The organism is Ensifer sp. ENS02 (assembly GCF_014851885.1).
Classification (GTDB): Bacteria; Pseudomonadota; Alphaproteobacteria; order Rhizobiales; family Rhizobiaceae; genus Ensifer; species Ensifer adhaerens.
This window is the reverse complement of the sequence record NZ_JACVAO010000005.1, coordinates 396,892-421,893: the sequence shown is the minus strand read 5'-3', so window position 1 is coordinate 421,893 and position 25,002 is coordinate 396,892. Positions and strand designations below refer to the sequence as shown.

Genomic DNA, 25,002 nt, shown 5'->3' with positions numbered 1-25,002 from the left:
GCCTATCGACGCGCCTTGGGACGTGTCGCGAGCACGTTGCGGATCGCAAAGCTCGAATGGATCCGGGAGACCCCCGGTAAAGCCGAGAGAATCTCCTTGTGGATGCGTTCGAACTCGCCGGCATTGGCGACTTCGACGCGCAGGAGATAGTCCGATCCACCGGTCATCAAAAAACACTCCCGCAACTCGGGATGTCTTCGTACAGCCGCCTCGAACCGGTCGAGATAGTCCTCCGTCTGGCGGTCCAGCGTGATGTTGATGATAACGGCAATGCTGGCCTCGACGTTCGAGGTGTCCACCAGGGCGGTATAGCCGCGGATGACGCCGGACTGTTCCATCAATTTTATCCGCCTTAGACAAGCGGATGGCGAGAGCCCGACCTCGGTCGCGAGGCTGGCATTGCTCCGGCGCGCGTCCAGGCGCAGCAGCCGAAGGATATTGCGGTCTATGGTGTCGAGCGCGGGCATTGCAGATTATTCCAATTCGTCGCTGTTTCATTCAAAGATCACGAATCCACGCAACGATCAATCGACAATTCGTCGACAATTCTGCGATCGTTTCACTACCCTCCGGACAAGTTGGGAGGCTCGGCCATGGACGGCGCAGTCAGGGAAAATACGCAGCAGAAAGCGATCAAGGGCGGCGCCTCAGGCTACCTCACGATCGATCTTGTGGCGCTGGTTCGCAATTACGACCGGCTTGTGTCTGAAATTGCGCCGGCGCGGGCCGCAGCAGTCGTCAAGGCGGATGCCTATGGGCTTGGCGCGGACCGGGTCGCGGCGCGCCTCTATGACCACGGTTGCCGGCACTTCTTCGTGGCCCAGTTCGTGGAAGCTCGGCGCCTGCGACCTCAGCTTGCCCGCGATGCGATGATCTTCGTTCTGAATGGCCTGCAGCCGGGCAATGAGCTCGCCTGCGCCGACGATGGCATCGTTCCAGTCATCAATTCCCTCGAACAATTGCGACAATGGGCCGGTGCGGCTGTAAACCTCAACCGTCGCCTTCCCGCGGCGCTGCAGTTCGACACAGGCATGTCGCGGCTCGGTGTCCCGCCGCAGGAACGACCGGCGATCGCATCGATGCTGCGGACCTGCGGCATGATCGACATCCAGTTTGTCATGAGCCACCTGGCCTCTGCCGACGATGTCTTGAGCGAGCAGAACGGCAACCAGCTTGCCGAACTCCGACGCATCGCCACGGAGTTTCCGGAATACGAACTGTGCTTCGCCAACTCGGGCGGCATTTTCCTCGGCGAAGCCTATCACGGCGTGCTCGTTCGGCCAGGGATTGCACTCTATGGTGGTGCTCCGACGGATGGTCATCCAAACCCGATGGAGCCGGTCATCAAGCTCGATGTTGCGGTGGTACAGACGCGTGAAGTGCCGACCGGAGCGCGCGTCGGTTATGGCGGCAGCCATGTCGCCGCAAGCCCGACCCGGCTTGCCACCATTGCTGCCGGCTATGCCGACGGCCTGCCGCGCAGCCTGAGCGATCGGGGTGCGGTCTATTGCGACGGTGTTCGCTTGCCGATCGTCGGCCGGGTGTCGATGGACAGCATCACCATCGACATCTCCGCCTTGCCGGAGGGGCGCCTGCAACTCGGCAGCCTGGTGGAGGTCCTCGGGCCCAACCAGACACTCGAAGACATCGCACGCGATGCCGGCACCATCTCCTACGAAATCCTGACCGGTCTCGGGCATCGCTACGAACGGCAGTATCGCTGAGCTTCCTTTCCTTTTGAGGACATCATGAAAGTTATCGTTCTCGGCGCCGGCATCGTCGGCGTCACCTCGGCCTACCAGCTTGCCAAGAGCGGACATGAGGTCACCGTCATCGATCGCCAGCCCGGACCGGCGCTGGAGACGAGCTTTGCCAATGCCGGCGAGGTTTCCTTCGGCTACTGCTCGCCCTGGGCAGCACCCGGGATTCCGATGAAGGCGATGAAATGGCTGTTCATGGAGCACGCGCCGCTCATCCTTCGACCCAAGGTCGATGCCGCCATGATCTCCTGGATGATCAAGATGCTCTCGAACTGCACGTCCGGGCGCTACGCGATCAACAAGAGCCGCATGCTCAGGCTTGCCGACTACAGCCGCATCTCGCTCGCCGCGCTGCGCGCTGAAACCGGCATCGCCTATGACGAGCGCATGCAGGGAACGCTGCAGCTCTTCCGCACCCAAGCCCAGCTCGACGCCTCCGGCAAAGACGTCAAGGCGCTCGCCGCCGACGGTATTCCCTACGAAGTTCTGGACCGCGACGGCTGCATTCGCGTCGAGCCGGCGCTAAAACATGTGCGCGAAAAGATCGTCGGCGGCCTGCTGACGCCGAAGGACGAGACCGGCGACTGCTTCAAGTTCAGCAACGAACTTGCGAAAAAGGCGGAAGCGCTCGGCGTGCGCTTCAACTACGGCAGCATCATCCGCAGCCTCGACGTGGAAGGCGGCCGGATCAAGGGCGTCGTCACGGCGCATGGCACGCTCAAGGCCGACGCCGTCGTCGTGGCGCTCGGCAGCTTCTCCCCTCTCCTCGTCAGGCCGCATGACATCCGTCTGCCGGTCTATCCGGTCAAGGGCTACTCATTGACGATCCCGATCACCGACGCTTCGCGCGCGCCGGAATCGACCGTTATGGACGAAACCTTCAAGATCGCCATCACCAGGCTTGGCGATCGCATCCGCGTCGGCGGCATGGCGGAAATCTCCGGTTATACCAACGATCTCGGCGAGCCTCGCCGCCTGACGCTCCAGCACTCCGTCACCGATCTCTTCCCGGGTGGCGACGTGTCGAAGGCAAGCTTCTGGTCGGGGCTTCGCCCAATGACGCCGGATGGCACGCCTGTGATCGGCCCGACGAAGGTCGCCGGCCTTTATCTCAACACCGGTCACGGTACGCTCGGCTGGACGATGAGTTCCGGTTCGGCCCGCGTCATCGCCGATCTCGTCAGCGGACGCCAGCCGGAAATCGACGCCACCGATCTCGCGATCGCCCGCTACGCATAAGCGTGTTCCAATCAACCACCAATCTCGGAGACGGATCATGATCCAGGAAATCCACACCACCGACGCGCCGGGTGCCGTCGGTCCCTTCTCACAGGCAATCAAGGTCGGCAACCTCCTGTTCGTTTCCGGTCAGCTTCCGATCGATCCGGCCACCGGAGAGTTCAACTCGGACGACGCGATCGCGCAGGCCGAGCAGTGCCTCAAGAACCTTGGGGCTATTGCGACCGCAGCGGGCACGACCCTTTCCAACACCGTCAAGACCACGGTTCTGCTCACCGACCTCGGACAGTTCGCGGAGATCAACAAGGTTTATGCGGGCTTCTTCACCAAGCCGTTCCCGGCACGCGCCTGCTACGAGGTCAGCGCTCTGCCGAAGGGCGCGAAGGTGGAGATCGAAGCGGTCATCGCCATCCCGTAAAGTTTGCTGGCGCCGACGCTATTTCGGGAACTGCGGGCGAAGCCGGCCGGCGGTCGACAGCCTCGCCGGCCAGGTTTCCGCGTCCGAGTTCGGATTCGTCATTTGGACGGCGAGGAAGACCTGATCATCCCGCTCATCTATTACCCAGCCCGGTTCCGCGCTTGCCTAGGTCTGTCGCTTGGCCTTGCCTCCTCCCCTCGCCCACGCAAACAATGAGTTGACCGTTTTAAGCGCCGAGGCGAAACTTGTGAGGTGCAGCAAGGCAGGAGGGTAATGATGGCTGAGGCGGACCACTGGCGTCATATGGCAAGCGCGCCGAAAAACGGGAGCCGGATCCTCGTCACGATCCGCCCGTCCGAACAAGGCGCCGCGGAAGTCGATCTCGCCTATTGGTCGAAGGGTGATCAGTTTGGGTCCGAAGGCTGGCGCGCCTCCGATTCCTCGCCCGGTCGCATCATCGAGTATGCCGAGCCTGAGCTGAAGTGTTGGATGCCGATGCCCATGGCAAATCTCGATCGCGCCGCGATGCCCCTGCCCTGGGAAGGCGAGGACGAACAGGAACTGGACGGCTCCGGGATCTAGGAGCCCAGGCGCCAGCTCGTCAGGTAGACCTTCGCTGTCCGTTGGCTTAGGCCGTCGCGTTGTCGAACTTTCTTCGCCACGGCGACACAATCGGCAGGTCGAGCCGATGCTCTTCATATCGCAGGGCACGGCCGCGGTGGTGCTCACCGCGGCCGCACAATCTGGCTATCGCATCATCGCCGCGACATTGCCGCCGTCGACGGTGATGACCGCGCCTGTGCTCGTGCGTGCCTTGGCAAGATGCACGAAGGCTTCGGCCACATCCTTGGCTGCGACTTCGCGATGAACGAGATTGCCGCGCATGTAGGCTTCCGGTGTGATGCCGCGGGCGCGGCTGCGCTCCTCGACCATCTGGTCGGTCATGAGACCGGTGCGGATGCGATCGGCGTTGACGGCGTTCGAAGTGATGCCGTCCGCGCCATGCTCGACGGCGTATTGCCGCATCAGCGCCATCAGCGCCGCCTTCGAGGTGCCATAGGGACCGAAGTTGGGGCCGGGATTGACCGCCTGCTTGGAGACGTTGAACACCAGCGCGCCGCCGGTGCGTTGCGCCTTCATGATCCTGGTCGCAGTCCGGGCAATGTAGTGATGCCCCCAGAAATTGAGCGCGAAGGCTTTCTCGAAGAGTTCGTCGGAGACCTCGATCATGGCGCCCTGGAAGGCAGCGCCGGCGTTCGAAATGACGATGTCGACACCGCCGAAATGTTCGGTAACGCCGGCGAGAGCGGCTTCAACGGCCTTGGGGTTGGTCACGTCGCAGGCGACGCCAAGGCCGCCAAGCCGGGCGGCCTCCTTCGTGACCGCCGCTTCGGCAAGATCGACGAGGGCGATTTCGGCGCCTTCCGCACGCAGCGCCTCGGCAATCGCAAGGCCAAGGCCGCCGGCGCCACCGGTCACCACCGCGACCTGTCGGCTGAGCGGCTTTTCCACCTGCTTCGCCAGTTTCACCTGCTCAAGCGACCAGTATTCGATGTCGAAGAGATCCTGTTCCGACAGCGCCTCGAAGCTCTCGATGCCCTCGGCGTTGCGGATGACGTTGATCGTGGCTTCCGCGACATCGGCGCCGACGCGTGCCGCCTTCTTGCTGGGACCTGCTGCGAAGAGGCCGACGCCGGCGACGTAGAAGACGCGGGGCATCGGGTCGAGCATCTTCTTGTTGCCGCCAACACGCGCGTTGTTGCGCTCGAAGTAGGCGCGGTATTCGGCGATGTAATCCGCCACCGCCGTGCGCACCGTCTCTGCCCAGGTGGCCATTTCTCCGGTAACCGGCGCCGGCAGGGCCAGTCCGAAGCGCTTGATGTGGATGACATGTTCCGGCGTCGCATTGCCGCGGCGCGCGAGATCGGCAGCGTTTTCTGCGTTGCAGAACTCGAGCACGGTCTCGCTCGCGCGGTGTTCGAGCACGAAGCGCTTCGGAGAGCCTTCGACACCGGTGTCGATGGCGACGGCGCCCCGCAGGATCGGGGCGATTTCGGCGGCCGACGCAATCGCTGCCGGTTGCTTTGCCTGAACGAACGGGCGCGGATTGCCTTTGGCGATGCGGCGCTCGGCCATGTCGATCGCCACGATCATCTTTTCATAGGCTTCGCGCGGATCCTCCGACCAGGTGAAGATGCCGTGCTTCAAGAGAATCATGCCGTCGGCGGTCGGATCGGCGCGGAAGGCCTCGTCGCAGGCTTTTGCGAGATCGAAGCCGGGCATGACATAGGGAACGATGATCGCCTTGGGGAAGAGTTCGCGAACGATATCTTCCCCGTGCGGCTGGTTGGTCAGCGATACGATCGCGTTGGCATGGGTGTGGTCGATGTGCTTGAACGGCAGGTTGGCGTGCAGGATCGCTTCGACAGAAGGATTGGGCGCCGCTGGATCGAGCAGCAACCGGCGCTGCAGCATGACCATGTCGTCGTCGCTAAGCGTCTGGAAACCGACCATCGCCTGCAGGGGCTGCAGGCGGACGGCCGGCAGTCCTGCCGGTTCGATCGTGCCCATGTCCCAGCCGCTTCCCTTGACGCAAAGAACCGGAATTTCCGAACCGTCGAGATCGGTAAAGGTGGTCTTCACCGACGTGTTTCCGCCGCCGTGCAGCACCAGTTCCGGATCCGATCCGAGCAGGCGCGTGGTGTAGGTGCGGATCGCCAGGTCGCGGTTGACGCCGTTGCGGACGTAGGCGTCGACGACACTGGCATATTCGGTTTCAGACCATCTCGATTTCATGCAAAGGCTCCTCAGCTTCCGGCAGACATCACCTGCGACGGCTCCGGACAAAAATGACATGGCGGGACCATGCCCACCGAGCCACGGGAGGCTGACGGGAAGGGCCGCTTGGGAAATTTGGGATCGGCGTCTGGCGCGGGCCGCGTCGAAGAGGCGCGGGTCCGATCCTGTCTGCCGCGGTCTCGCCTGCCCATGCGGCCACATTCGAGGCCGCGTGCTCAAGCGCGATTCCGTTCTCGATCGTCCGTCACAACGGAACATAAACAAATGACAACATAGTGTGTCAAATGTCAATTGAGCGTTCGAATTTGTTTGACGGCAGCCGCTTTTCCGGTTTGAGGTGGCGCAAACGGTATCAAGCGGAGTGACGGATGACGGAGAGCGCGCGGGCAAGTTGGATGATCGGCGAAGGCAAGTCGTTGCCGCCCGAGTTCGATGACGGGGTCGTTTGGGCCGCCTGGCTCTACTACGTCGATCAACTGACCCAGAGCGACATCGCCAAGATCCTCGGCATGTCGCGCGCGACCATCGTCAACTACCTTCAGGAGGCCCGCGAGCGCGGCCTCGTCACCATCCGCGTCAACACCGATGTCGGCGGACGCGTCGCCGTGGCTCGCAAGCTCAAGGAGAAGTTCGGGCTCGAAGGAGCGCTGGTCATTCCCGCGGGAGAGCCTGCGTCGCTGGTGACGCGGCTCGGTGAGGCGGGCGCCCGCCTGCTTGCCGACATGATCAAGCAAGGCGACACGATCGGTGTGGCCTGGGGACGGACCGTACTTGCAGTCGCCGACCAGATCTCGCTGGCCGAAGCACTCGATGGGCTGACTGTCGTCCAGGTCTCGGGTAGTTCCATCGCCAATCCCGAATTCTCGCCGGAGTTCTGTACCTCGCTGATGTCCCAGCGCATTCACGCGCGCTGCGTCAACCTTTTGGCGCCGGCGCTGCTGTCGACGCCGGAACTGAAACGCTGGCTTCTCTCCGAACCGGTGCTCGTCAAGCAGTTCGAGCTTATCCATTCGACCAACATCCTGGTTTTCGGCGTCGGCGATATCGGTCCTGACACGCTGATCCGGTCGGCCAATGTCGCAAGCCAGGAGGACTTCGACTCCTACCAGGCGCACGGCGCAGTCGCGGTGCTGATCTGCCGGTTCATCGACGAGGCGGGCCGACAGGTGAGCGGCGAACTCGACGATCGCATGGTGGGCATCGAGCTCGACGAACTCGTGCGCATCCCGAGCCGCGTCTGTGTCGCCGGCGGCGCGAACAAGGTAACGGCAATCCGCGCGACGATGAATGGCGGCTACGCCACTCACCTTGTCACCGACATCGAAACCGCCGAGATGCTGCTGGCCGAAGGGGTCTGAGGCGCTCCGTCAGGAGCGCCCTGCCAGCCCGTCAGTTTGCCTTGACGCGCGCGGTGCGCATGAATGCCTGCGTCCCCTCGAAGGAGGTGATGCCGGCATCAGAACCGAGACCGGTCGCCACCAGCGCGGCCGAGGCCTGCGCGAACTTCAGTGATGTCTCCGTGTCCATTTTGTGGTGCAGGCCGGTGATGAAACCGGCATTGAAGGCGTCGCCGCAGCCGGTCGTATCGACGACGTCGATCTCGAAGGCCGGCAGTTTCACGGTCTTTCGGTCCGGATCCATGAAATAGACGCCGTCGCCGCCGAGTGTGAAAACGCAATGCTTCACACCGAGATCGCAGAAGAAGAGCGCCGCATCCTCGGCGGTTTTCCGCCCGGAAATCAGCATGGCCTCCTCCACCGACGGCATGAAGTAGTCGATATAGGGGAAGAGCGGGCGGATGAGGGAAAGCGTCTTCTCACTGGCGCCGAGCAGATCGAAGGTGACGATCCGGTCCTTGGCCTTGGCCGCTTCGAGAAGCACGCGGCTCGGCTCACCGTCGAGGCGGTCGAGCAGGCCCGTGCCGCCAAGGTGGACAATCGGCGCCGCCGTCACGCGATCGAGCGCTTCGGCTGCGATCTCGAAATGACCGGACGCGCCGCGGACGTGAAGAGCAGGCCTTTCGCCGTTGCGGCGGATGTTGAGGATCGTGGCAGACGTCGGAACGCCGGGGATCCGCTGCATCTCGGCCGTATCGACGCCGAAGCGCTGCAAGGTCGAAAGCACGAAATCGGCCTTCTCGTCGTCACCGACGGCGCCAACCGCGAGGCAGTTGAGACCGAGCTTTGCAAGGTCGACGACGGTGCCCCCGGCGGTACCGGCAACCGTCAAGCGGATCTCGTCGATAAACTCGACATTGCCGCCCTCGGGAATGCGATCGACCGGGCGACCGAGGATGTCGAGAATGTAAAGTCCGATGACCGAAACATCGTGCGCCATGCACTCAAACCTTTCTCAAGGAAACAGGGTTGTCGAATGACGCCGGCCCTGACCGCGCTTGGCGGCCCCGGGGCCAGCCGTCAGGATTGTCTGCCGCGGATCGAGAAGATCCCGCCGGCGAGAATGATAAAAATGCCGACGATGACGAGCTGCCAGGTGCTCGGAATGCCGACGAGAATGAGGACGTTACTGACGAGCGTGATCAGCACGACGCCCAGAAGCGTGCCGATGACGCTGCCGGAGCCGCCGGTGATACGCGCGCCGCCGAGGACCACCGCGGCGATGATTTCGAGTTCGGCGCCGGCGAGATCGAACGGGTTCGCCAGGCGGTTGCTGGAGACGTGAATGATCCCGGCGATGCCGGCGAGAAGTCCCGCATAAGCAAAGACAAAGATACGGACCGTGCGCAGGTTGTAGCCGAGCCGCTCGGCCACACCGGCGTTTCCGCCGACGGCGTAGACTGCACGGCCGATGAGGGTGCGCTCAAGGACCCACCAGGTGACGAGCGAAGCGATGGCGAGGATGAGCACGAAGGCCGGCAGCGTCGAAGTCGAACCGTTGGCGCTGTGATGGGTGAAGAGCGCAAGCTTTCCGAACGCGTCCATTGCCGCCGGAATGTTCATGAACAGCGCCGTGCCGACAAAGGTGAGCAAGAAGCTGCGGATGACATATTGCGTGCCGATCGTCACGATCAGAGACGGCGCCTTGAGCGCGTGAACCAGAACGCCGTTGAGCGCGCCGAAACAGGCGCCGCCGATTGCGCCGAGCGCGAGGATCGCGACGATCGGCATGTCGGGCACGACATTCACGACCAGCATGGTGACGGCGTACATGACGAAGGCGGCAATCGCCGTGAACGAGACGTCGATGCCACCGGAGGCAAGGACGACGAGCACGCCGAGCGCGAAGAGGCCGCGGACGACGGACGCACGCAGGATGTCGAAAAGGTTCGACACCTGCCAGAAGTCCGTGTTGATCGCACCGACGACGAGCGAAACCGCGACGATCAGGATCAGCGTGAAGGCCGGTGGGTGGCGCATGAGCCACGTCCAGATGCCGGCAACAGCGCCCGCGCTTTCAGACCGGGGTTCTGCCGGGGAGAAGGTGGTTTCGCTCATTGAAGCCTCGCAATGGTATCGTCGGTCAGCGCGCGGAAGAGAACGTCTTCCGCCAGCCCCTCGGCGGCAAAGGTTTTGACGACTCGACCCTTGCGCATGACCATGATGCGGTCGCAGTTCTGCAGCAGTTCGGGCAGGTCGTCGCTGATGATGATGACGCCCATGCCGTCGCCGGCGAGCCGCTGGATGATCCGATAGATCGTGTCCTTGGAGCCGACGTCGACGCCGACCGTCGGGCCGTGCAGGATGAGCAGTTTTGGTTCGATCGTCAGCCAGCGCCCGATGAGCACGCGCTGCTGGTTGCCGCCGGACAACGACTGCACCGGCTTGTCGACGCCGGCCGAGACGACCTGAAGGTCGTCGACCGTGCGCTCGGCGAGCGCTCGGCTGCGGCGCCCGTCGACGATGCCGAAGGCATTGCGCAGCCGGTTGAGGACCGGAACCACGATATTGTCCTTGATCGATTGCGAAAGGAACAATCCCTCCGAGAGCCGGTCCTCGGGAACGTAGCCAATCCCGGAAGCGATCGCATCGGCGGGTTTGCCAAGGCGGTTCTCGTTGCCTTCGAGAAATACACCGCCGCCGTCGGCCGGCGAAACGCCGGCGAGCGCAAGCGCCAGTTCGTTGCGCCCGGAATCGAGCAGGCCGGTAATGCCGATGATCTCGCCCTTGTGCAGCGACAAGGACACGTCTGCAAAAAATCCGGTTCGTGAGAGCTTTTCGACATTGAGCAGCTTCTCGCCGAGCGTGACGGCGGACCGCTGGCGGGTGTCGTCCAGCACTTTGCCTGTCATCCAGAAGGCTAGATCGGCCTTCGAATGATCCTCGACGTCGCATTCGGCGACTTTCTGGCCATCGCGCATGATGATCGCCCGCCCGCCGAGCGACTTGCACTCGTCGAGCTTGTGGGTGACGAACAGCACGGCCACGCCCTTGGCGCGCAGGCGGTCGGCGACGCCGATGAGATTGTCGACCTCGTGTTTGGTCAGCGCGGTCGTTGGCTCGTCCATGATGACGAGGCGGGCGTCGGAGGCGATTGCGCGGGCAATGGCGATCAGCTGCCGCGTCGCCATCGGCAACTCGTCCGTCCGCGTTGAAAGAAAGGTCCTGCTCGCCGGCAGGCCGACGGCCGCAAGGGCGCGCTCGGCCGTCGCCCGCATCTTCGGTATGTCGAGCCGCCGCGCAAGCTTGCCCGACGAGGACACCAACTGCTGAGTCAGGCCGATGTTCTCGGCGACGGAGAGATTGGGGAGCAGCGAGAAATCCTGATAGACCGTTTCGATGCCGGCAGCGAGGGCTGCGACCGGTGTCAGTCCGGTGACCGTCTTGCCGTCGATCAATAGTTCGCCTGCATCAGCCCCTTGAGCCCCGGAAATGATCTTGATGAGCGTGCTCTTACCGCAGCCATTCTCACCCATCAGGTGATAGATGTTGCCGGCCTCGATCGAAAGGCTCACGCCCTTGAGCGCGCGCACGCCACCGAAGTGCTTCTCGATGTTGCGCACCTCCAGAAAAGGGGTCGCGGGCTTGAGATGCGGTTCACCGCCAGTGGGCTGGGGCTGCATGGCTTTGTCCTGATGGTGCATGAGGGCGTTCGAGGGACACGCCGCCGCGCCGGTTTATGGCGCGACGGCATTAATCGGCAGAACCGATCAGAACGGGTATTTGCCGTAGTTCGACTTGTCGACGTCGACCCAGGCTTCGCCGACGACGATGATACCGTCACCGGCACCCTTCTTGACCGTCACCTTTTCGTAGCCGGGCACGCCGAGATCCATGCCGTCCTTGATCTCTTCGCCCTTGATGACCATGTCGGCCACCTTGTTCATGACGTAGCCGGCATCCTTCGGATCCCAGAAGCTGATGCCATCGACGGCGCCGGATTCAAGATAGGATCCGGTATCCTTCGGCAGGCCGATGCCGAAGACGCAGGTCTTGTCCTGCAGGCCGGCCTCTTCGACGGCGCGGCCGATGCCGATGACGTCGATGGCGGAGCCGCCCTGGAAGCCCTTGATGTCGGGGTACTTGCGCAGGATCTCGCGGGCCTTCTCATAGGCGCGGTTGGCGTCGTTGAAGGATTCGTTCTTCTCCGAGACCAGCTCCATTTCTGGGTACTTCTTGGCGTTCTCAGCGCCGCCGTCAGCCCACTGGACATGCGTCAGGCTGCCGAGCGAACCGACGAAGGACGTCCATTTTCCTGATTTGCCCATGCACTCGGCGATCTTCTCGTTGAAGCGGGCGCCGAAGGCCTTGTTCTCGAAGGCTTCGATGTCGACGAGCGTGTTCTTCATGCTGTCGGCCTCGTGGGTCACCACCTTGATGCCGCGCTGGGCGGCGCGCTTCAGCACGCCTTCGAGCGACGCCGCATCCATCGGCACGACGGCAATCGCGCTGACCTTCTTGGCGACAAGGTCCTCAATCAGGCGTGCCTGCTGGGCGGCATCCGCCTTGCCCGGGCCGATCTGGCTCGTGGCAACCGTATCGTTGTCGTTGCCATAGGCGGCGACGCCCTCGGCCATGCGGGTGAACCAATTCTCGCCGGTGACCTTGACGACGGTCACGATGCTCGGCTTCTCCTCGGCCATGGCAGCCGCGGCACTCCAGATGGTGCTGAGAGCCACGGTGCAGGCGGCAATTTTACGAAAATCAGGCATAGTTCCTCCCATTGCGCCTTCGAAAGGAAAGAGCTGTGGCGCGCGAAGGCTCGCGCCCGGCCCTGGCGGAAACGGGGTTTAGCTGCGGGCCGCCCTGAACCAGGCTTTGAAGTCGAAGCCGGAGGTGGCGATGAAAACGAGCAGAAGAACGCCCCAGGCGAGGTCTCGGAAGAAGTTCGAGATGTTCATGAAGTTGAAGAGGCTGGAGAGCATCTGCAGCGACGTTGCCGAAAGCACGACGCAGATGACTCGCCCATAGCCGCCCTCGGGGCGAACCCCGGCCATGACGGCGATCAGGATAGCGATGAGGACATAGGAGGTGCCGTAGTCCCACTTCACGCTCGAGGTGCGCGCGGCAATGACGATGCCGGCAACCGACGCCAATAGCCCGCAAACCGTATAGGTCAGGAACAGGATGCGCTTTTCCGGGATGCCCGCGTAGCGCGCCGCCTTGGCATTGTTGCCGAGCAGAAGCAGACGTTGGCCGAAGGGCGTGAAACGCAGGATGGCGCCGATCGCGAGCGCGACGACCAGGAACAGAGCGAAGCATTGGGGCACGCTCAGGATCGTGGCATTACCGAAATCGTCGAGCGGCTCGACATAGCCGATGCTGAGCGCCGAACCATTGGTGAGAACGATCGCCAGGCCGGTAAAGAGCAATTGCGTGCCGAGCGTGGCGATGATCGGCGTCAATCCAACCTTCGCGATCAGGAAACCGTTCAGCATGCCGCCGACAAGGCCGACGCCAAGCGCTAAGCCGATCAGGCTCCAGGTGAAGAGAAGCGGAGCCTCGTCGGCGGGAATCACGTCGCGCAGAAAGTAGTAGGCGGCAACGCCCGAGAGATTGGCAAGCGCGATGCCGGAAAGGTCGATGCCGCCGTTGCCGGACATCATGGCCAGCATGACGCCAAGAGCGAGGAAGCCCAGTTCGGGAACCTGCGAGGCCATGGACTGGAAGTTATAGAGCTCGACGAAACTGGCGCCGACGAGCACCGCACCGGCCACAATGGCAGCAACGTTCACGGTGGCGAGAAAGCCGAGCTGCCGATCCATCTGAAAAGCCACGATGTCCCCTCCCATGCTGGCATCTGTGCAGACGGAAATGCTTCCTGGTTCTTCGGCTCCAGGCTCCTGTCTCCCCTGAAAACCAACCGACAACCCGCGTCCTCTGTACATTTCTGACATTTGCCAGTCATCGGTGTGTTTTGTCAACAGCGTTCTTCTAGCTGTCCTGTAACCGAAGTGGAGGGTGAGCGGAAATGCCGGGTTGCTATCCTTCTCCTCCGTGGAACGTCCTGCTTGGCGAGACTGCCAAAGCGTCCTCAGCCCAAGCGTGACACCCGCCGGATTTGGAACGGCCAGGGCTGCAAACGGCAAGAATTGGGTGACAACGGGAGGCGAACGGTGGAGTTTGGCTCGGGCGCGTTACGCTTCGGCCTTCTGTTGAGCGAGCCATTCCCGAATGATGGTGGCGAGGCGTTGCGGCGCTTCCATCGGGACCATGTGGCCAGTGTCGGCGACGACCTCGAAGCTTGAGCCGACGAGCCCATTGTGAAGCTCCAGCGTTTCGGCGCGCGACCTCAACCGATCCTCTTCGCCGGCAATGACCAGGCTTGGGCACTGGATCGACGCCAGAGCGTCCCGTTCGTCCCTCCGCTCGATGAGAGCTTGTCGGCGAAAGGCGTCGCCTCCCATTCGATGGCCTGCCACCTGGATGCGATCGAGGATATCGGTCCGCCCCGCATTGTCGGGGTGCAGGGACGAGAGGATAGCCGATCGGCTGAGCCCCTTGAATGCCGTGCCAGCGGCCTGCCCGGCGACGACAGCCTTTCGCTGGCGCTCGACGTCGCTGTCGCCGCGCGCGGACGTGGCAATGAGGATCAGTGCGGTCACCCGGTCGGGCGCCTGCCGGACGATTTCCCGGGCGACGTAGCCTCCCATGGAGAAACCGGTGAGTATGAAGCGATCCGGGGCATCCATCAGCGTGCGACGGGCCATGGCTTCGATCGAGCCGTCTTGCGACAGGTCGGCATAGGTCGCGGGACCGTACTCGCCGAGTGCGGGAACCACATCGCGCCAGAGATCGGCGTCGAGCATGAAGCCCGGAACAAAGAGCATTGCCACAGTCGCCACCTCCCCGCACACCTGCTCGTAGATTGACCCTATCGGAAGAAATGGCGGCGGTCGTCAAGCGAGATGCCGCCTTCGGGCGGAAAGCCTCTTGCGCCCTGGCAGTCATGCGGCGCGAACCGTGCAGTGCGCCTGCCCCTTAGTCGACTTCCAAAGATCGGCTCAGCGCCGATTTCCAGCCGGCGATGAAATCCGCCGAGATGCGCGCCTGCGGTACCATCGTGTCGAAGCCGTGATAGGCGCCGGGAACCACGGACATTTCGACCGGCACGCCGGCCACGACGAAACGGGATGCGAAATGTATCGATTCCTGTGCGAACAGGTCGAGTGTGCCAACGCCGATCCAGGCGGATGGCAGGCCGGCAAGATCGACGGCACGTGCCGGAACCGCCTCCGCCGGTGGTTCCGCCATCAGCGGCTTGCGACCGAGCAGGGAAGTCCAGCCAAAAGCATTCGACTGCGCGTTCCAGATGAAGGTTCCGACGTGAGCCGGTGGCAAGCGCAACACAGTGCGGTCGTCGAGCATTGGATAACGCAACAACTGGAAGCGGATCGGCCACTCGCCGCGGTCACGTGCCCGGAGCGAGACGGCAGCGGCAAGCCCGGCGCCGGCACTCTCGCCCATCACGGCGATCCGCTTCCTATCAACGCCAAGCTCGACCGCAGCCTGATGCAACCAGCCGAGCGCCGCGTATGCGTCGTCGAGCCCAGCCGGGAACGGATGCTCGGGTGCAAGGCGGTAGTCGACCGAAACGATAAGCGCGCCCAGTTCCGCGGACAATTGCTGCAGTTCGGGAACGGCGACTTCGGGCTTGCCAACGACCAGTCCACCACCGTGAAGATGCTGGATTGCCGGATTGTTCGGGCGCTCCGGCGCCGGATTGAGAAAGACGACCCGCAGCTTCGGATTTCCCTCGCCGCCCGCGATGAAGCGTTCCTGTGGCTGCACGGCCGGCGGCGATAGCGCCGGCGGGAATTGGGCGTTGCGGATCATCTGGAGATTGTCCATGCCGAGGTCGACGGAATGTTCCCGAGGGTCGGCAATCTCGAGGATTCGTCCCTGATCGCCCGCAAGATCGGACGCACCGAAGCGTCTATCTTTGCAGCACCGGCGCTGTTCGCGGCACAGGGCATGTCACTGCTGCCTTCCGACCTAACAACCTATCAGTTGATCGACGAGCAGATCGCACCGGGCGAAAGCCAGACCTGGACACTCCACCATGCGGCGCAAGACCCGGTGAAGGTTGAGTTCAAGCCGCGCATGTGTGCCAATAGCGTCCGCGGCATCTCGGAGGCTATCGAGGCCGGGATCGGCATCGGCCGCCTGCCAACCGTCATCGGCCGCAGGATGGTCGCCGAGGGAACCGCCATACAGATATTGCCTGGCTGGGCCGGCCCCGGACTGGATATTTCGCTGATACATCCTGCGAGCCGCGGCATTGCCCGGTGTCTGCCTGCTGATCGACACGCTGAGCCGCGAGGCTGGCGCGTTTTTGTAAGTGATTTCGAAGTCAAACGGTGGTGCCGCCGCATCACGCCAAGGGCCCGTACCCGAGAGAACAAATTCGCCTGTCATAACTGACATGGTCGCGATGAGCGTGCCACTGAACAGTATTCCGACTGGTTAGTCAGATTTACCAGTATGGATCGAAATCGGCGTCTTATCGTTCCAATCTTCCCCGCCTACCTTTTGCGTCGACACAGCAACGCAAGACGGAGGAGGAACTGGACAGGGCCCGCTGACTTTCGACGCTCCGAATGACAGCGCCTCCCCCAAATTCAGCTGACGCGGATAGGACGCGCGCTTGTCGCGCCCTCCCCGGCATCGAACAGCCGGAGGATGGCGACGTTCGCGATCGGCTGACGTCCCAACAGACAATCTATCGAGGAGAGAAACGTGCTTGATCGCATTCAATCGCAATTCGCAGCAGCAGGTGCGGCGGTTTTCCTGGGCCTTTCGCCGGAGGTCGCCTTCGCCCAATCCCTGGAGGAGCGTCGCGAACGCGGCGCCGCCGTCATCCGGACCCTCAACAATGGCGTGACGCAGCCCAATCTGGAACGGATGCGGCAGGAGTTTCCCTTCCTTGCCGATGCGACCGAGGCCTATGCCCTTGGCGACGTCTGGGCTCGCCCGGGTCTCGACAACCGGACGCGGCAACTGGCAGCGGTCGCCGCCTTCGCTGCGATGGGCCTGACGGAGCTGATGAATGTCCATGCCGGATACGCGCTCAACATCGGTGTTTCCGAGGATGAGCTCAAGGAAATCATCTACATGGTAACCGTTCCGGCCGGATTTCCCCGCGCCATTGCTGCCTCGCAATCCTTGTCGCAGCTCTTTGCCGAACGGGCCGAAGCGGGCAAGGACAAGTCTGCGGGAGAGCAGCCATGAACAATCTCCCCAAGCTTGCCGCCGCCACCCTTGTTGCCGGTCTGGCATCTGCCGACGCGCCGATCTCCCGTCAAGCCGTCGCGGAGGACGTCATGAGCAGCGAGGCTCAAAGCAAGCAAGCAGATCATCCCTATGTCGGCATGTGGGTGACCGAGGACGGGCGGATCCGCCAGGAACTGTTGCCGAACGGCCGTTATGACGAGGCGCGCGGAAACCGAAAGAGCGCCTATCAGGGGCGCTACGAAGTGACCGGCAACCAGATCGACTACTGGGATGACACCGGCTTCACGGCCGATGGCGAGTTCATCGATGACGTGCTGCACCATGGCGGCATGGTGTTTTACCGCGAAAGGTGATTGCGGAAGGGGAGCACGTGAAGACCGTCGTTACCGGGATCGCCCCGATCCTTTGATGCCAACGATGGTTGCCGCGTGTCTCCCGCCCCGCCTCTGCAGCCGAATGTCCATTGCGGCTGCAGAGGCGGGGCGGGAGGCGGGGAAGAAGTGAAGGCTCTGCCGGGCTCTTGCGATCAGGGCAAGCCTTCTGTAGGCGATCACAGGCGCGGTAGAACTCGCGGTGACATTCTTTGATGCCTTGAAGGTTGTCGATCGGCGGGCCATGATTGCATCATCACTCTGCCCAATCACACCGACACTGGTAAGTTGAGCCGTCCAATGGCCGTCGATCTTAATGCCATCTCCGTCTTCATGGCCGTCGCCGAGGCGCGGAGTTTTCGCGCGGCTGCCGAGCATCTGGGCGTTACCCGATCGGCCGTAAGCCAGTCTCTGCGGCGGCTGGAAGATCGGCTCGGCGTTGCACTCGTGCAGCGGACGACACGCAGCGTCAGCCTTACGGAGGCTGGCGCGCAACTTTACCTGCGCGTTGCCCCGGCCCTCGCGGAGGTCGGCCTGGCCCTGGACGCCACAGCCGACCGGGACATGGCCCCAACCGGGCTGTTGCGGCTGGCGGTGTCCTCGATCGCCGAAAGGTTTATATCAGGGGCGCTGCTCGCAAGCTTTGCCGAGGCCTACCCCACGATCCAGATCGATGTGACCGTCACGGACGAGGAGTTCGACATCGTGGCCCAAGGCTATGATGCCGGGGTGCGGCTCGGCGAAGTCATCGAGCAGGACATGATCGCAGTCCCGGTATCGGCCGAGCAACGCCAGACCGCTGTCGCGGCGCCATCCTATATCGAACGCTTCGGCAAGCCCATGCAACCGTCGGACCTCGCCCAGCACCGATGCATCGGCTGGCGTCCGGCGCCTCAAACTGCACCTTATCGCTGGGAGTTCGGCAAGGATGGGCGCGAGTTCGACGTGGCGGTGAACCCGCAGATCACCACCAACGACATGTCGCTGATGATCCGGACCGCCTGCGCCGGAGGCGGCATCACCTTCGGCATGGAGGAAACCTTCAGACCCTATGTTTCTGCGGGACAGCTGGTGCCGCTTCTCGAGGACTATTTCCCGCCGTTCGCGGGCTTTTACCTCTACTTTCCCAATCGGCGGAACCTTGCGCCGAAGCTGCGCGCGCTCATCGAGCATGTGCGGTGGCGGCCCAATGCCGGATAGAGCGATCCGAAGCAGCTAAGCGACGATCTCGCGTACGAAGTCAAGAAAGGCGCAGAGTTTTGCAGGCATCAGGTCCGAGCGGCGATAATAGGCATGGAGCGGAAAGGTTTCTTCTGACCAGTCCGGCAGGATCTGGATCAAACCGCCGTCCGACAATTCGTTCCTGACATAGAGCTCGAGCAATTGCGCGATCCCCGCGCCGCTGCGGCAGGCGGCAATCAGCGAGCCTGTGTCATTGACCATGACCCGGCCGGTCGCCGCGAACGGTACGGCTTCGCCACGGCTCTGAAACTCCCAGGCGAAGGGGCGCCCGGTCGCCGGGTCGCGGATGAGGACGCATTGGTGCCCGTGCGAAAGATCGGCTGGCACTTGCGGCCTGCCATATTTCTTTAGGTATTGCGCCGACGCGCAGGTGAACACACGCGTTTCCAGCAGCAGCTCCGTATGCATCGAATGGGCGCCAGGCTCGCCGAAGCGTACGGCAACGTCCGTCCCCTCGCCGACAAAATCGCCGATCGAGTCACGCACGAAGATCTCGACCGACAGTTCCGGATAGCGTTCGAGAAAGTCATTGATCCTCGGGGCGAGCACGAAGTGCCCGAAGGTCCCATCGACATTGATCCGCAGCTTGCCACGCACGTGCGTTTTGGTGCCGCCGGCCATGATCGCGGCCTCCTCGATTGCCGAAAGAAGTGGCGCGACGAGTTCATAAAAGCGCCGCCCCTCGTCCGTCAGCGAGATTGCCCGGGCGCTTCGATTGAAAATACGTATGCCGAGGCGCTCCTCCAATCGGGCCACTGCGCGGCTGACCGCAGGCTGAGTCAACCCCATTGCTTCACCGGCCCGGGCAAAGCTGCCGGCCTCGACGACTGCTGAAAGCACTCCGATCCCGCTGAGCAAGCGCGCATCAAACGTCATGACAACTCATACTTTCAGTAATTTATCTCCTGCAAATTATGCATTTTTTCTTCTCTCATGCCAGGCGTATCCTCCTCGCGATCAATAGACGGAACACCTGAAAGGCTTGGCACATGAGCAACAGCAACAAGGTCGCGCTGGTTACCGGAGCGTCGCGGGGCATTGGGGCGGAAATCGCCAGGCGCCTCGCCGGTGACGGCTTCAAGATTGTCGTGAACTATGCGGGACGCACTGAGGCGGCCAAGGCGGTCGCGGACGAAATCATCGGCGGCGGTGGCGACGCACGCGTCATTCAAGCGGATGTCAGCGACGCCGGCGCGGTTGCCGCGATGTTTGACACGGCCACGCAAGCCTTCGGCGGGGTGGACGTCGTCGTCAACAGCGCCGGCATCATGAAACTTGCACCGATTGCCGACGTCACCGACGACGTCGTCGACGACACCATCGCGATAAACCTGAAGGGCACGTTCAACGTCTGCCGCGAGGCGGCGAAACGACTGCGCAACGACGGCCGGATCATCAACGTCTCGTCGAGCGTGATTGGAATGCGCCTGCCGACCTATGGCATCTACATTGCCACCAAGGCGGCGGTCGAAGGACTGACCCAGGTGCTGGCGCAAGAGATGCGTGGCCGCGGAATTCGCGTGAACGCGATCGCCCCTGGGCCTGTTGCGACGGAGCTGTTCCTGAGCGGAAAGAGCCCTGAACTGCTGTTCCGCATGGCAAAGATGAACCCCCTCGAACGGCTCGCTGAACCCGAGGATATCGCCCGTGTCGTCTCGTTCCTCGCCGGACCGGAAGGCGCGTGGATCAATGGCCAGGTCATCCGGGCAAACGGCGGCATGTGCTGAGCCGCACGCATCTCCTCACAACGAATGCTCATTCATGGAAGGAACTTCCCGTGACACAGGCTACCACGCATGCGAATGCCATGGTTCTGCCGGATCTGGGAGCAGCACCGGACTTTATCTGATCTTCAACCTCACCGCGGCCTTTGTCGCATTACTTGATGCTGAGGATCACAACGGGTGAAGTCGTGAGCTGGTTCGGCTGGGAAAAGCTCTTCAACGGCGACATGCCCCGTGACATCGAGCTTTTCCAGAGTCGGGGCCTCGATCCGGCCGCTCGCCTATCTGACTATCGCCTTGGAGCTTTTCGGCGGTATCGCAATTGCGCTCGGGCTTCTGACGCGCGCCCTCGCCTTCATGCTCTTCATCCAGATGATCGTCATTCTGGTTGTGGTGATGATCCCGCGCGGCACGGGCTTTCAGCTTTCGACGGTATGGATCGGCGTCTTTGCCTATCTCAGCGCCCATGGGATCGGACGCTGGGCGCTGGACCGGCCGATTGACCGGCAGGTCTGAGCGTTCCACCGCAGATCATGTGAGGCCAGGGTCTGCCTTGACCACGAGCGCCTGAATGGGCCGGTCGCGCGATAGCGCGGCTGGCCACCCAGCGGTTCGTTTCGGATACCGATCGGGAAGAACTGTTGTGTTCCCTAAACCTCTTTGCTAGAGGTTCCTTGTCGTATTCAGCTTAGGCGAGCATTCATTCGCATCGCCATGACCCGAACCATCGGGGTCCGCAGCGCCGACACTCTCCCCCCCAAAAAAAACGCTTCGATCCTTCCGGCGCCACGAACGGGCTAGACGTCTTCGCGCGCCGGTTCTCTCCTGCTTCTCAAGCTCAAGGACGATAATCCGTGCCCTCACGCTTCATTTTGCCCACCCTCGCGTTTGCCGTTTTCTTTGTCGGCGCGACCGAGTTCATGCTGTCGGCGATGCTTTCGCCCCTGGCCGTGGCCTTCGAGACGACGCCGGCGCACGCCGCATGGCTCGTCAGCAGCTACGCGCTTTCCTATGCCGTGGCCGCGCCGATCTTCGGCTACCTTTCCGATCGCATAGACCGTCGCCGACTTCTGCTCGTGTCGCTGGTTCTGTTCTCGATTGACGGCCTCGCGGTGACGATCGCGCCGAGCTTCGGGGCAGCGATCGTCCTGCGGGTCTTCGGCGGCCTGGCGTCGGCGGCTCTGATTCCGACGGCCTTTGCCCTGGTGGCAGACATCATCCCCGCGCACCGACAATCCGCCGCGATGGGAGCGGTGATGATCGGCATGACATCAGGCATCGTCTCGGGGCCGGTCATCGCCGGCGTCCTGACGGAGGCATTCGATTGGCGTGCGCCTTTCCTGGTGACTGCCGCCGGCTGCCTCACGACAGTTGCCATAGCCCGGAGTGCGATTCCCGCCCGGGCGGGAAATCCCCCAGTGCCGAAGATGAGGCGTCCTGTCTGGCTCGGCCGTGGCAATTTGATCCGCCCCCTGGCCGCGAAAGGCCTTTGGAACGGAACGGCTGTCGCCGGTTTCCTTCTTGCCGGCGAGGTCCTGCGGCTTCGTTATGACCTCGGCGTTGCGGCCACCGGCGTCTCCATCTCGGCTTTCGGTCTGGGACTCTTGCTTGGCAACCTCGGCGTCGGCCGAGCCGCACGGCTGTTTCGCGGTGACGATCGCACGCTGATCGTTGCGCTGTTCCTCCTGAGTGCGGCGGTCGGCGGCTTCATGCTCAACCCCCTGTCGTTCACGGGGGACCTCGTTTTCCTGACGGCATGGGGCTTTGCCTTGGGGCTCGCCGCACCGACGAGCACCGCCATTCTTGCGAGCCTGGCCGGAGAGGAAAAAGGCCAGGTGCTTTCGCTTTCGGAAAGCCTCAACAACCTGACGATCCTGGCCGTGCTGCCGCTTGCTGCGATGCAGCTCGACGCGACTGGTGCAACTGGAGCGGCGCTGGTCCTTGCCGTATTCCTCGCGATCGGTGTTTTCCTCGCGATCGCGGACCTTGCCACCCGAAAGCCGACAGCGCCGTGAGACCTGTCTCGCGGGGGAAGGCCTGAGTCGGGGCGAACGAGGCGGCGGGGCAAGAACCGCGCCTTGCCGGCAAGCTCCGGGGCGTCCTCAGAGGAAGGTTGGCCAAGAAAGTGCCCGTGCGAGCCTAACCTCCCGCCCCGACAGCTCATTTTTTCGCGCGCAGCGTCATCCGGTGGTTGCCCGCCTATCGGAGGATGCATAAGCTCCCCGCCGCGCGGCATCGCCGCAGGCCGTTTCACGGCATCCTGGAGTCTAGAAATCAACCATGACAGTCGCCATCCCTGCCGTGACACGCCCGAAGACGCATCTGGCCGTCCTGGTCGTTCTCGGGGTCACCCATCTCCTCAACGACCTCATGCAGTCGCTGATCCCGGCCGCCTATCCGATCCTGAAGGACGCCTATGCGCTCGACTTCGTGCAGATCGGCATGATCACCATGACCTTCCAGATTGCCGGGTCTCTGCTGCAGCCGGCGATCGGCATGGTCACGGACAAACACCCCGCCCCCTATTCGCCAGTCGTCGGGATGATGTTCACGCTCTCGGGCCTGGTCAGCCTCGCCCTTGCCGATAGCTATTCCATGATCCTTGTCTCTGTCGCGCTGATCGGCATCGGGTCGTCCATTTTCCACCCGGAAGCCACGCGCATGGCGCGCTATGCCGCCGGCGGCCGGCAGGGATTGGCGCAGGGACTGTTTCAGGTCGGCGGCCAGGCCGGCGGCGCACTCGGTCCGGTTTTTGCCGCGGTGATCATCGTTCCCTGGGGGCAGCCGAGCCTCGCCTGGTTCGCCGCCTTGGCGTTGCTGGCAATGGTGCTTCTCGCGTGGATCGGCGGCAAGCAGCGGGAGATCAGCGCCGCATTCATGGCGCTGCGGGCGGACAGCAAGAAGGCGGGCAGCATCCGCCACGCGCCGGCGACGATTGGCGCCGCTCTGGTGGTCCTGACGCTGCTGATGTTCACCAAGAACGCCTATGGCGAAAGTTTCCGCTCGTTCTACACCTTCTACCTCATGGAGAAGTTTGGTCTCTCCATCCCTTCCGCACAGATGATGTTGTTCATCTTCCTGCTTGCCTCGGCCGCAGGCGCACTGATCGGAGGGATTGTCGGCGATCGCATCGGACGCTACCGGATCATCTGGATCTCGGTTCTGGGGCCGCTTCCCCTGACGCTGATCCTGCCACATGCCGATCTGTTCTGGACCGGCGTGCTGACGGTGATGATCAACCTGATCATGGCAAGCGCCTTCGCATCGATCCTGATCTACGCCATCGAGCTGTTGCCGAACCGCATCGGGCTTATCGGCGGGCTGTTCTACGGCTTGAACTTCGGTCTCGGCGGCATTGCGGCAGCGCTTCTCGGGATACTGGCCGATAGCTACGGCGTCGAAACGGTCTACTATATCTGCTCGTTCCTTCCGCTTGCGGGGCTTCTCGCGTGGTTCCTCCCGAAGATCGAGGAAGGTCATTCTTGACGAACGTCTCCCGCTCTCTCGACGGAGAGAGCGGGAGAGGACATTCCCGATTGTGGGATGACGCAACGCGTTTCATACTCGCCCTGCGTCGGCGGCAGCAGCGTTCTAAAGAGAGGATAGTGACATGCATGAACTTGCAATTCTTGCCTCCATCCTGGGCGTCTTCCTGCTTGGAGCCATGAGCCCCGGGCCGAGCTTCATCGTGGTGTCGCGGATCGCGATCGCACGGTCCCGCGCCGATGGATTGATGGCAGCGGTCGGCATGGGCATTGGCGGCTTTTTCTTCGCCTGTATTGCGGTCGCCGGCCTGACGGCGATCCTTCTTCAGGTTGAATGGCTCAACATCCTCCTGAGGCTCGCCGGTGGCGCCTATCTCGTCTGGATCGGCATAAGCATCTGGCGGGCCGCACCGCAGAAGATAGTGATTGCCGAGACACCCGCCGACCAGCCGAGCACGCTCTGGAAATCCCTGCTACGGGGGCTCTTCGTTCAGATCTCCAACCCGAAGACGGCGATCTTTTACGCCTCGATGTTCGCCGCGCTGTTGCCGTCGCCGGCGCCTACCTGGATGCTTCTCGCCCTGCCCCCGCTGCTCTTCATCAACGAGTTTGCGTGGTACGCAATCGTCGCCCTCGGCTTTTCCTCCCACGGCCCGCGGGTCGTCTACCTGCGCTCCAAGACCTGGATCGACCGCGCCGCCGGCGCCGTGGTGGGCGCACTGGGGCTGAAGCTGATGACGGATAGCGCACGAACAATCGCCTGACGGCGCTTGTTCGCAGCGTTGCCTTATCCGAACGACCGGCGCGGCCGCCGGCACCTAAATCCGATCACCGGGCGGGCGGCCGCAACAGAGCGAGCGTATTCAGCGCGGTGATGACGGCGAGCGGGAACTGGGCGATCCCCGTCAATTCAAAAAGCAAACTATCCGGCAACCGGTACACGGGCTCGGGAAACAGGGACCGTGCTGCATCTGTTCCGAAGCCGAAATAGGCGACGTTCTTGACCACATGGTTCCAGCCGCCCTCGTAGATGCCGATCATTGCGACCGGAAAGGCGAGCACGACAAGGGCGGCCAGCCAGGTCGCGACACGTCCAGCCGTGGTCCCGCTCCTCGACCGGCCAACGAACAGCGCGGCCGCAATGACTATTGCCGCCGGCACGGCCAACTGGACGATATGGAGACGCCACGGTGTTTCATAGATGTAGGCGCCATAGGCGTGATGCAGGCTCGTCAGGGTGAGCAGGAGAAGCGCGCAGGCACCCGCTTTTCGAAATGGGGAAGAGAGAGGGGACTTTGCAGAAAGCTCAACCATGGCTGTTCCTCGATGTTGA

At 62.8% G+C, this 25,002-nt stretch carries 25 protein-coding genes; 14 read left to right on the top strand and 11 right to left on the bottom strand.

All coding sequences use genetic code 11. From position 1 onward, the window contains the following. Positions 1-2: 2 nt before the first annotated feature. Entirely contained in the window at positions 3-467 is a 465-nt protein-coding gene (locus tag IB262_RS13630; RefSeq protein WP_034790372.1) for an Lrp/AsnC ligand binding domain-containing protein, read from the bottom strand. Between the two features lie 126 nt (positions 468-593). On the opposite strand from IB262_RS13630, the gene alr reads away from it, so the two are divergent. The 4 genes from alr to IB262_RS13610 all read left to right on the top strand — a co-directional run bounded on the left by alr (position 594) and on the right by IB262_RS13610 (position 3,999). Next, the gene (alr, locus tag IB262_RS13625; RefSeq protein ID WP_192493664.1) at positions 594-1,724 is read left to right on the top strand and encodes an alanine racemase; all 1,131 of its coding nucleotides are present in this window, start codon (positions 594-596) and stop codon (positions 1,722-1,724) included. A gap of 24 nt (positions 1,725-1,748) precedes the next feature. Beyond that, positions 1,749-2,999: a D-amino acid dehydrogenase gene (locus IB262_RS13620; RefSeq protein ID WP_034790377.1), complete on the top strand. Its 1,251-nt coding sequence runs from the start codon at positions 1,749-1,751 to the stop codon at positions 2,997-2,999. A 37-nt stretch (positions 3,000-3,036) separates the two neighbouring features. After that, entirely contained in the window at positions 3,037-3,417 is a 381-nt protein-coding gene (locus IB262_RS13615; protein WP_034790381.1) for a RidA family protein, read from the top strand. 276 nt (positions 3,418-3,693) lie between these two features. Further along, positions 3,694-3,999, top strand: coding sequence for a hypothetical protein (locus IB262_RS13610; RefSeq protein WP_034790383.1), 306 nt, complete (start codon positions 3,694-3,696; stop codon positions 3,997-3,999). Positions 4,000-4,164: 165 nt separating this feature from the next. Here the strand turns inward: IB262_RS13610 and IB262_RS13605 are convergent, their stop codons facing one another. Beyond that, positions 4,165-6,213, bottom strand: coding sequence for a bifunctional aldolase/short-chain dehydrogenase (locus IB262_RS13605; RefSeq protein ID WP_034790384.1), 2,049 nt, complete (start codon positions 6,211-6,213; stop codon positions 4,165-4,167). Positions 6,214-6,584: 371 nt separating this feature from the next. Here IB262_RS13605 and IB262_RS13600 point away from each other — a divergent pair, with 371 nt between their 5' ends. Next, positions 6,585-7,574 carry a sugar-binding transcriptional regulator gene (locus IB262_RS13600; protein WP_226020752.1) on the top strand — a complete coding sequence of 330 codons (990 nt, stop codon included), beginning with the start codon at positions 6,585-6,587 and terminating at the stop codon, positions 7,572-7,574. A gap of 31 nt (positions 7,575-7,605) precedes the next feature. On the opposite strand, the gene IB262_RS13595 is transcribed toward IB262_RS13600, so the two are convergent. The 7 genes from IB262_RS13595 to IB262_RS13565 form a co-directional block, all read right to left on the bottom strand. Beyond that, positions 7,606-8,553 (bottom strand): sugar kinase, encoded by a 948-nt coding sequence (locus IB262_RS13595; RefSeq protein ID WP_034790386.1) that lies wholly within the window; start codon positions 8,551-8,553, stop codon positions 7,606-7,608. Between the two features lie 80 nt (positions 8,554-8,633). Beyond that, positions 8,634-9,671 carry an ABC transporter permease gene (locus IB262_RS13590; RefSeq protein WP_192493663.1) on the bottom strand — a complete coding sequence of 346 codons (1,038 nt, stop codon included), beginning with the start codon at positions 9,669-9,671 and terminating at the stop codon, positions 8,634-8,636. Then, positions 9,668-11,236 (bottom strand): sugar ABC transporter ATP-binding protein, encoded by a 1,569-nt coding sequence (locus IB262_RS13585; RefSeq protein ID WP_192493662.1) that lies wholly within the window; start codon positions 11,234-11,236, stop codon positions 9,668-9,670. Before IB262_RS13585 ends, IB262_RS13590 begins: the two co-directional genes overlap by 4 nt. Positions 11,237-11,323: 87 nt before the next feature. After that, on the bottom strand, positions 11,324-12,325 hold the full coding sequence (locus tag IB262_RS13580; protein WP_113553450.1) for a substrate-binding domain-containing protein: 1,002 nt from the start codon (positions 12,323-12,325) through the stop codon (positions 11,324-11,326). 78 nt (positions 12,326-12,403) lie between these two features. After that, positions 12,404-13,393, bottom strand: coding sequence for an ABC transporter permease (locus IB262_RS13575; RefSeq protein ID WP_348646914.1), 990 nt, complete (start codon positions 13,391-13,393; stop codon positions 12,404-12,406). Between the two features lie 357 nt (positions 13,394-13,750). After that, positions 13,751-14,443 carry an alpha/beta hydrolase gene (locus IB262_RS13570; protein ID WP_210337640.1) on the bottom strand — a complete coding sequence of 231 codons (693 nt, stop codon included), beginning with the start codon at positions 14,441-14,443 and terminating at the stop codon, positions 13,751-13,753. A gap of 151 nt (positions 14,444-14,594) precedes the next feature. Beyond that, on the bottom strand, positions 14,595-15,464 hold the full coding sequence (locus tag IB262_RS13565) for an alpha/beta hydrolase (RefSeq protein WP_192493661.1): 870 nt from the start codon (positions 15,462-15,464) through the stop codon (positions 14,595-14,597). Between the two features lie 15 nt (positions 15,465-15,479). Here IB262_RS13565 and IB262_RS13560 point away from each other — a divergent pair, with 15 nt between their 5' ends. The 4 genes from IB262_RS13560 to IB262_RS13545 all read left to right on the top strand — a co-directional run bounded on the left by IB262_RS13560 (position 15,480) and on the right by IB262_RS13545 (position 18,418). After that, positions 15,480-16,037, top strand: a complete 558-nt coding sequence (locus IB262_RS13560) for a LysR substrate-binding domain-containing protein (RefSeq protein ID WP_192493660.1) — start codon at positions 15,480-15,482, stop codon at positions 16,035-16,037. A 327-nt stretch (positions 16,038-16,364) separates the two neighbouring features. After that, complete coding sequence (locus IB262_RS13555) at positions 16,365-16,844, top strand: carboxymuconolactone decarboxylase family protein (RefSeq protein WP_060521328.1); 480 nt, start codon at positions 16,365-16,367, stop codon at positions 16,842-16,844. After that, positions 16,841-17,200 carry an Atu4866 domain-containing protein gene (locus IB262_RS13550; protein WP_060529075.1) on the top strand — a complete coding sequence of 120 codons (360 nt, stop codon included), beginning with the start codon at positions 16,841-16,843 and terminating at the stop codon, positions 17,198-17,200. Before IB262_RS13555 ends, IB262_RS13550 begins: the two co-directional genes overlap by 4 nt. 318 nt (positions 17,201-17,518) lie before the next feature. After that, positions 17,519-18,418, top strand: coding sequence for a LysR family transcriptional regulator (locus IB262_RS13545; RefSeq protein ID WP_034790409.1), 900 nt, complete (start codon positions 17,519-17,521; stop codon positions 18,416-18,418). Between the two features lie 15 nt (positions 18,419-18,433). Here the strand turns inward: IB262_RS13545 and IB262_RS13540 are convergent, their stop codons facing one another. After that, a complete protein-coding gene (locus IB262_RS13540; RefSeq protein WP_110819153.1) occupies positions 18,434-19,336 on the bottom strand; it encodes a LysR family transcriptional regulator in 903 nt (300 codons plus the stop codon). 113 nt (positions 19,337-19,449) lie between these two features. Between IB262_RS13540 and IB262_RS13535 the strand changes: the two genes are divergently transcribed. The 5 genes from IB262_RS13535 to IB262_RS13515 all read left to right on the top strand — a co-directional run bounded on the left by IB262_RS13535 (position 19,450) and on the right by IB262_RS13515 (position 24,433). Next, positions 19,450-20,187, top strand: coding sequence for an SDR family oxidoreductase (locus IB262_RS13535; RefSeq protein ID WP_113293255.1), 738 nt, complete (start codon positions 19,450-19,452; stop codon positions 20,185-20,187). Between the two features lie 231 nt (positions 20,188-20,418). Beyond that, positions 20,419-20,700 (top strand): DoxX family protein, encoded by a 282-nt coding sequence (locus tag IB262_RS13530; protein ID WP_060610703.1) that lies wholly within the window; start codon positions 20,419-20,421, stop codon positions 20,698-20,700. A 338-nt stretch (positions 20,701-21,038) separates the two neighbouring features. Beyond that, complete coding sequence (locus tag IB262_RS13525) at positions 21,039-22,199, top strand: MFS transporter (RefSeq protein ID WP_192493659.1); 1,161 nt, start codon at positions 21,039-21,041, stop codon at positions 22,197-22,199. Between the two features lie 265 nt (positions 22,200-22,464). Then, the gene (locus tag IB262_RS13520; RefSeq protein ID WP_113293256.1) at positions 22,465-23,670 is read left to right on the top strand and encodes an MFS transporter; all 1,206 of its coding nucleotides are present in this window, start codon (positions 22,465-22,467) and stop codon (positions 23,668-23,670) included. A gap of 124 nt (positions 23,671-23,794) precedes the next feature. After that, on the top strand, positions 23,795-24,433 hold the full coding sequence (locus IB262_RS13515) for a LysE family transporter (protein ID WP_060582249.1): 639 nt from the start codon (positions 23,795-23,797) through the stop codon (positions 24,431-24,433). A gap of 64 nt (positions 24,434-24,497) precedes the next feature. Here IB262_RS13515 and IB262_RS13510 read toward each other — a convergent pair whose 3' ends face one another. Beyond that, positions 24,498-24,983: a hypothetical protein gene (locus tag IB262_RS13510; protein ID WP_060521164.1), complete on the bottom strand. Its 486-nt coding sequence runs from the start codon at positions 24,981-24,983 to the stop codon at positions 24,498-24,500. Between the last annotated feature and the right edge of the window lie 19 nt (positions 24,984-25,002).

What these genes read in the sequence shown, in the direction of transcription:
- IB262_RS13630 (WP_034790372.1), bottom strand. Translation starts at nt 467, where the DNA reads ATGCCCGCGCTCGACACCATAGACCGCAATATCCTTCGGCTGCTGCGC.
- alr (WP_192493664.1), top strand. Translation starts at nt 594, where the DNA reads ATGGACGGCGCAGTCAGGGAAAATACGCAGCAGAAAGCGATCAAGGGC.
- IB262_RS13620 (WP_034790377.1), top strand. Translation starts at nt 1,749, where the DNA reads ATGAAAGTTATCGTTCTCGGCGCCGGCATCGTCGGCGTCACCTCGGCC.
- IB262_RS13615 (WP_034790381.1), top strand. Translation starts at nt 3,037, where the DNA reads ATGATCCAGGAAATCCACACCACCGACGCGCCGGGTGCCGTCGGTCCC.
- IB262_RS13610 (WP_034790383.1), top strand. Translation starts at nt 3,694, where the DNA reads ATGGCTGAGGCGGACCACTGGCGTCATATGGCAAGCGCGCCGAAAAAC.
- IB262_RS13605 (WP_034790384.1), bottom strand. Translation starts at nt 6,213, where the DNA reads ATGAAATCGAGATGGTCTGAAACCGAATATGCCAGTGTCGTCGACGCC.
- IB262_RS13600 (WP_226020752.1), top strand. Translation starts at nt 6,585, where the DNA reads ATGACGGAGAGCGCGCGGGCAAGTTGGATGATCGGCGAAGGCAAGTCG.
- IB262_RS13595 (WP_034790386.1), bottom strand. Translation starts at nt 8,553, where the DNA reads ATGGCGCACGATGTTTCGGTCATCGGACTTTACATTCTCGACATCCTC.
- IB262_RS13590 (WP_192493663.1), bottom strand. Translation starts at nt 9,671, where the DNA reads ATGAGCGAAACCACCTTCTCCCCGGCAGAACCCCGGTCTGAAAGCGCG.
- IB262_RS13585 (WP_192493662.1), bottom strand. Translation starts at nt 11,236, where the DNA reads ATGCAGCCCCAGCCCACTGGCGGTGAACCGCATCTCAAGCCCGCGACC.
- IB262_RS13580 (WP_113553450.1), bottom strand. Translation starts at nt 12,325, where the DNA reads ATGCCTGATTTTCGTAAAATTGCCGCCTGCACCGTGGCTCTCAGCACC.
- IB262_RS13570 (WP_210337640.1), bottom strand. Translation starts at nt 14,443, where the DNA reads ATGCTCTTTGTTCCGGGCTTCATGCTCGACGCCGATCTCTGGCGCGAT.
- IB262_RS13565 (WP_192493661.1), bottom strand. Translation starts at nt 15,464, where the DNA reads ATGGACAATCTCCAGATGATCCGCAACGCCCAATTCCCGCCGGCGCTA.
- IB262_RS13560 (WP_192493660.1), top strand. Translation starts at nt 15,480, where the DNA reads ATGTTCCCGAGGGTCGGCAATCTCGAGGATTCGTCCCTGATCGCCCGC.
- IB262_RS13550 (WP_060529075.1), top strand. Translation starts at nt 16,841, where the DNA reads ATGAACAATCTCCCCAAGCTTGCCGCCGCCACCCTTGTTGCCGGTCTG.
- IB262_RS13545 (WP_034790409.1), top strand. Translation starts at nt 17,519, where the DNA reads ATGGCCGTCGATCTTAATGCCATCTCCGTCTTCATGGCCGTCGCCGAG.
- IB262_RS13540 (WP_110819153.1), bottom strand. Translation starts at nt 19,336, where the DNA reads ATGACGTTTGATGCGCGCTTGCTCAGCGGGATCGGAGTGCTTTCAGCA.
- IB262_RS13535 (WP_113293255.1), top strand. Translation starts at nt 19,450, where the DNA reads ATGAGCAACAGCAACAAGGTCGCGCTGGTTACCGGAGCGTCGCGGGGC.
- IB262_RS13520 (WP_113293256.1), top strand. Translation starts at nt 22,465, where the DNA reads ATGACAGTCGCCATCCCTGCCGTGACACGCCCGAAGACGCATCTGGCC.
- IB262_RS13515 (WP_060582249.1), top strand. Translation starts at nt 23,795, where the DNA reads ATGCATGAACTTGCAATTCTTGCCTCCATCCTGGGCGTCTTCCTGCTT.
- IB262_RS13510 (WP_060521164.1), bottom strand. Translation starts at nt 24,983, where the DNA reads ATGGTTGAGCTTTCTGCAAAGTCCCCTCTCTCTTCCCCATTTCGAAAA.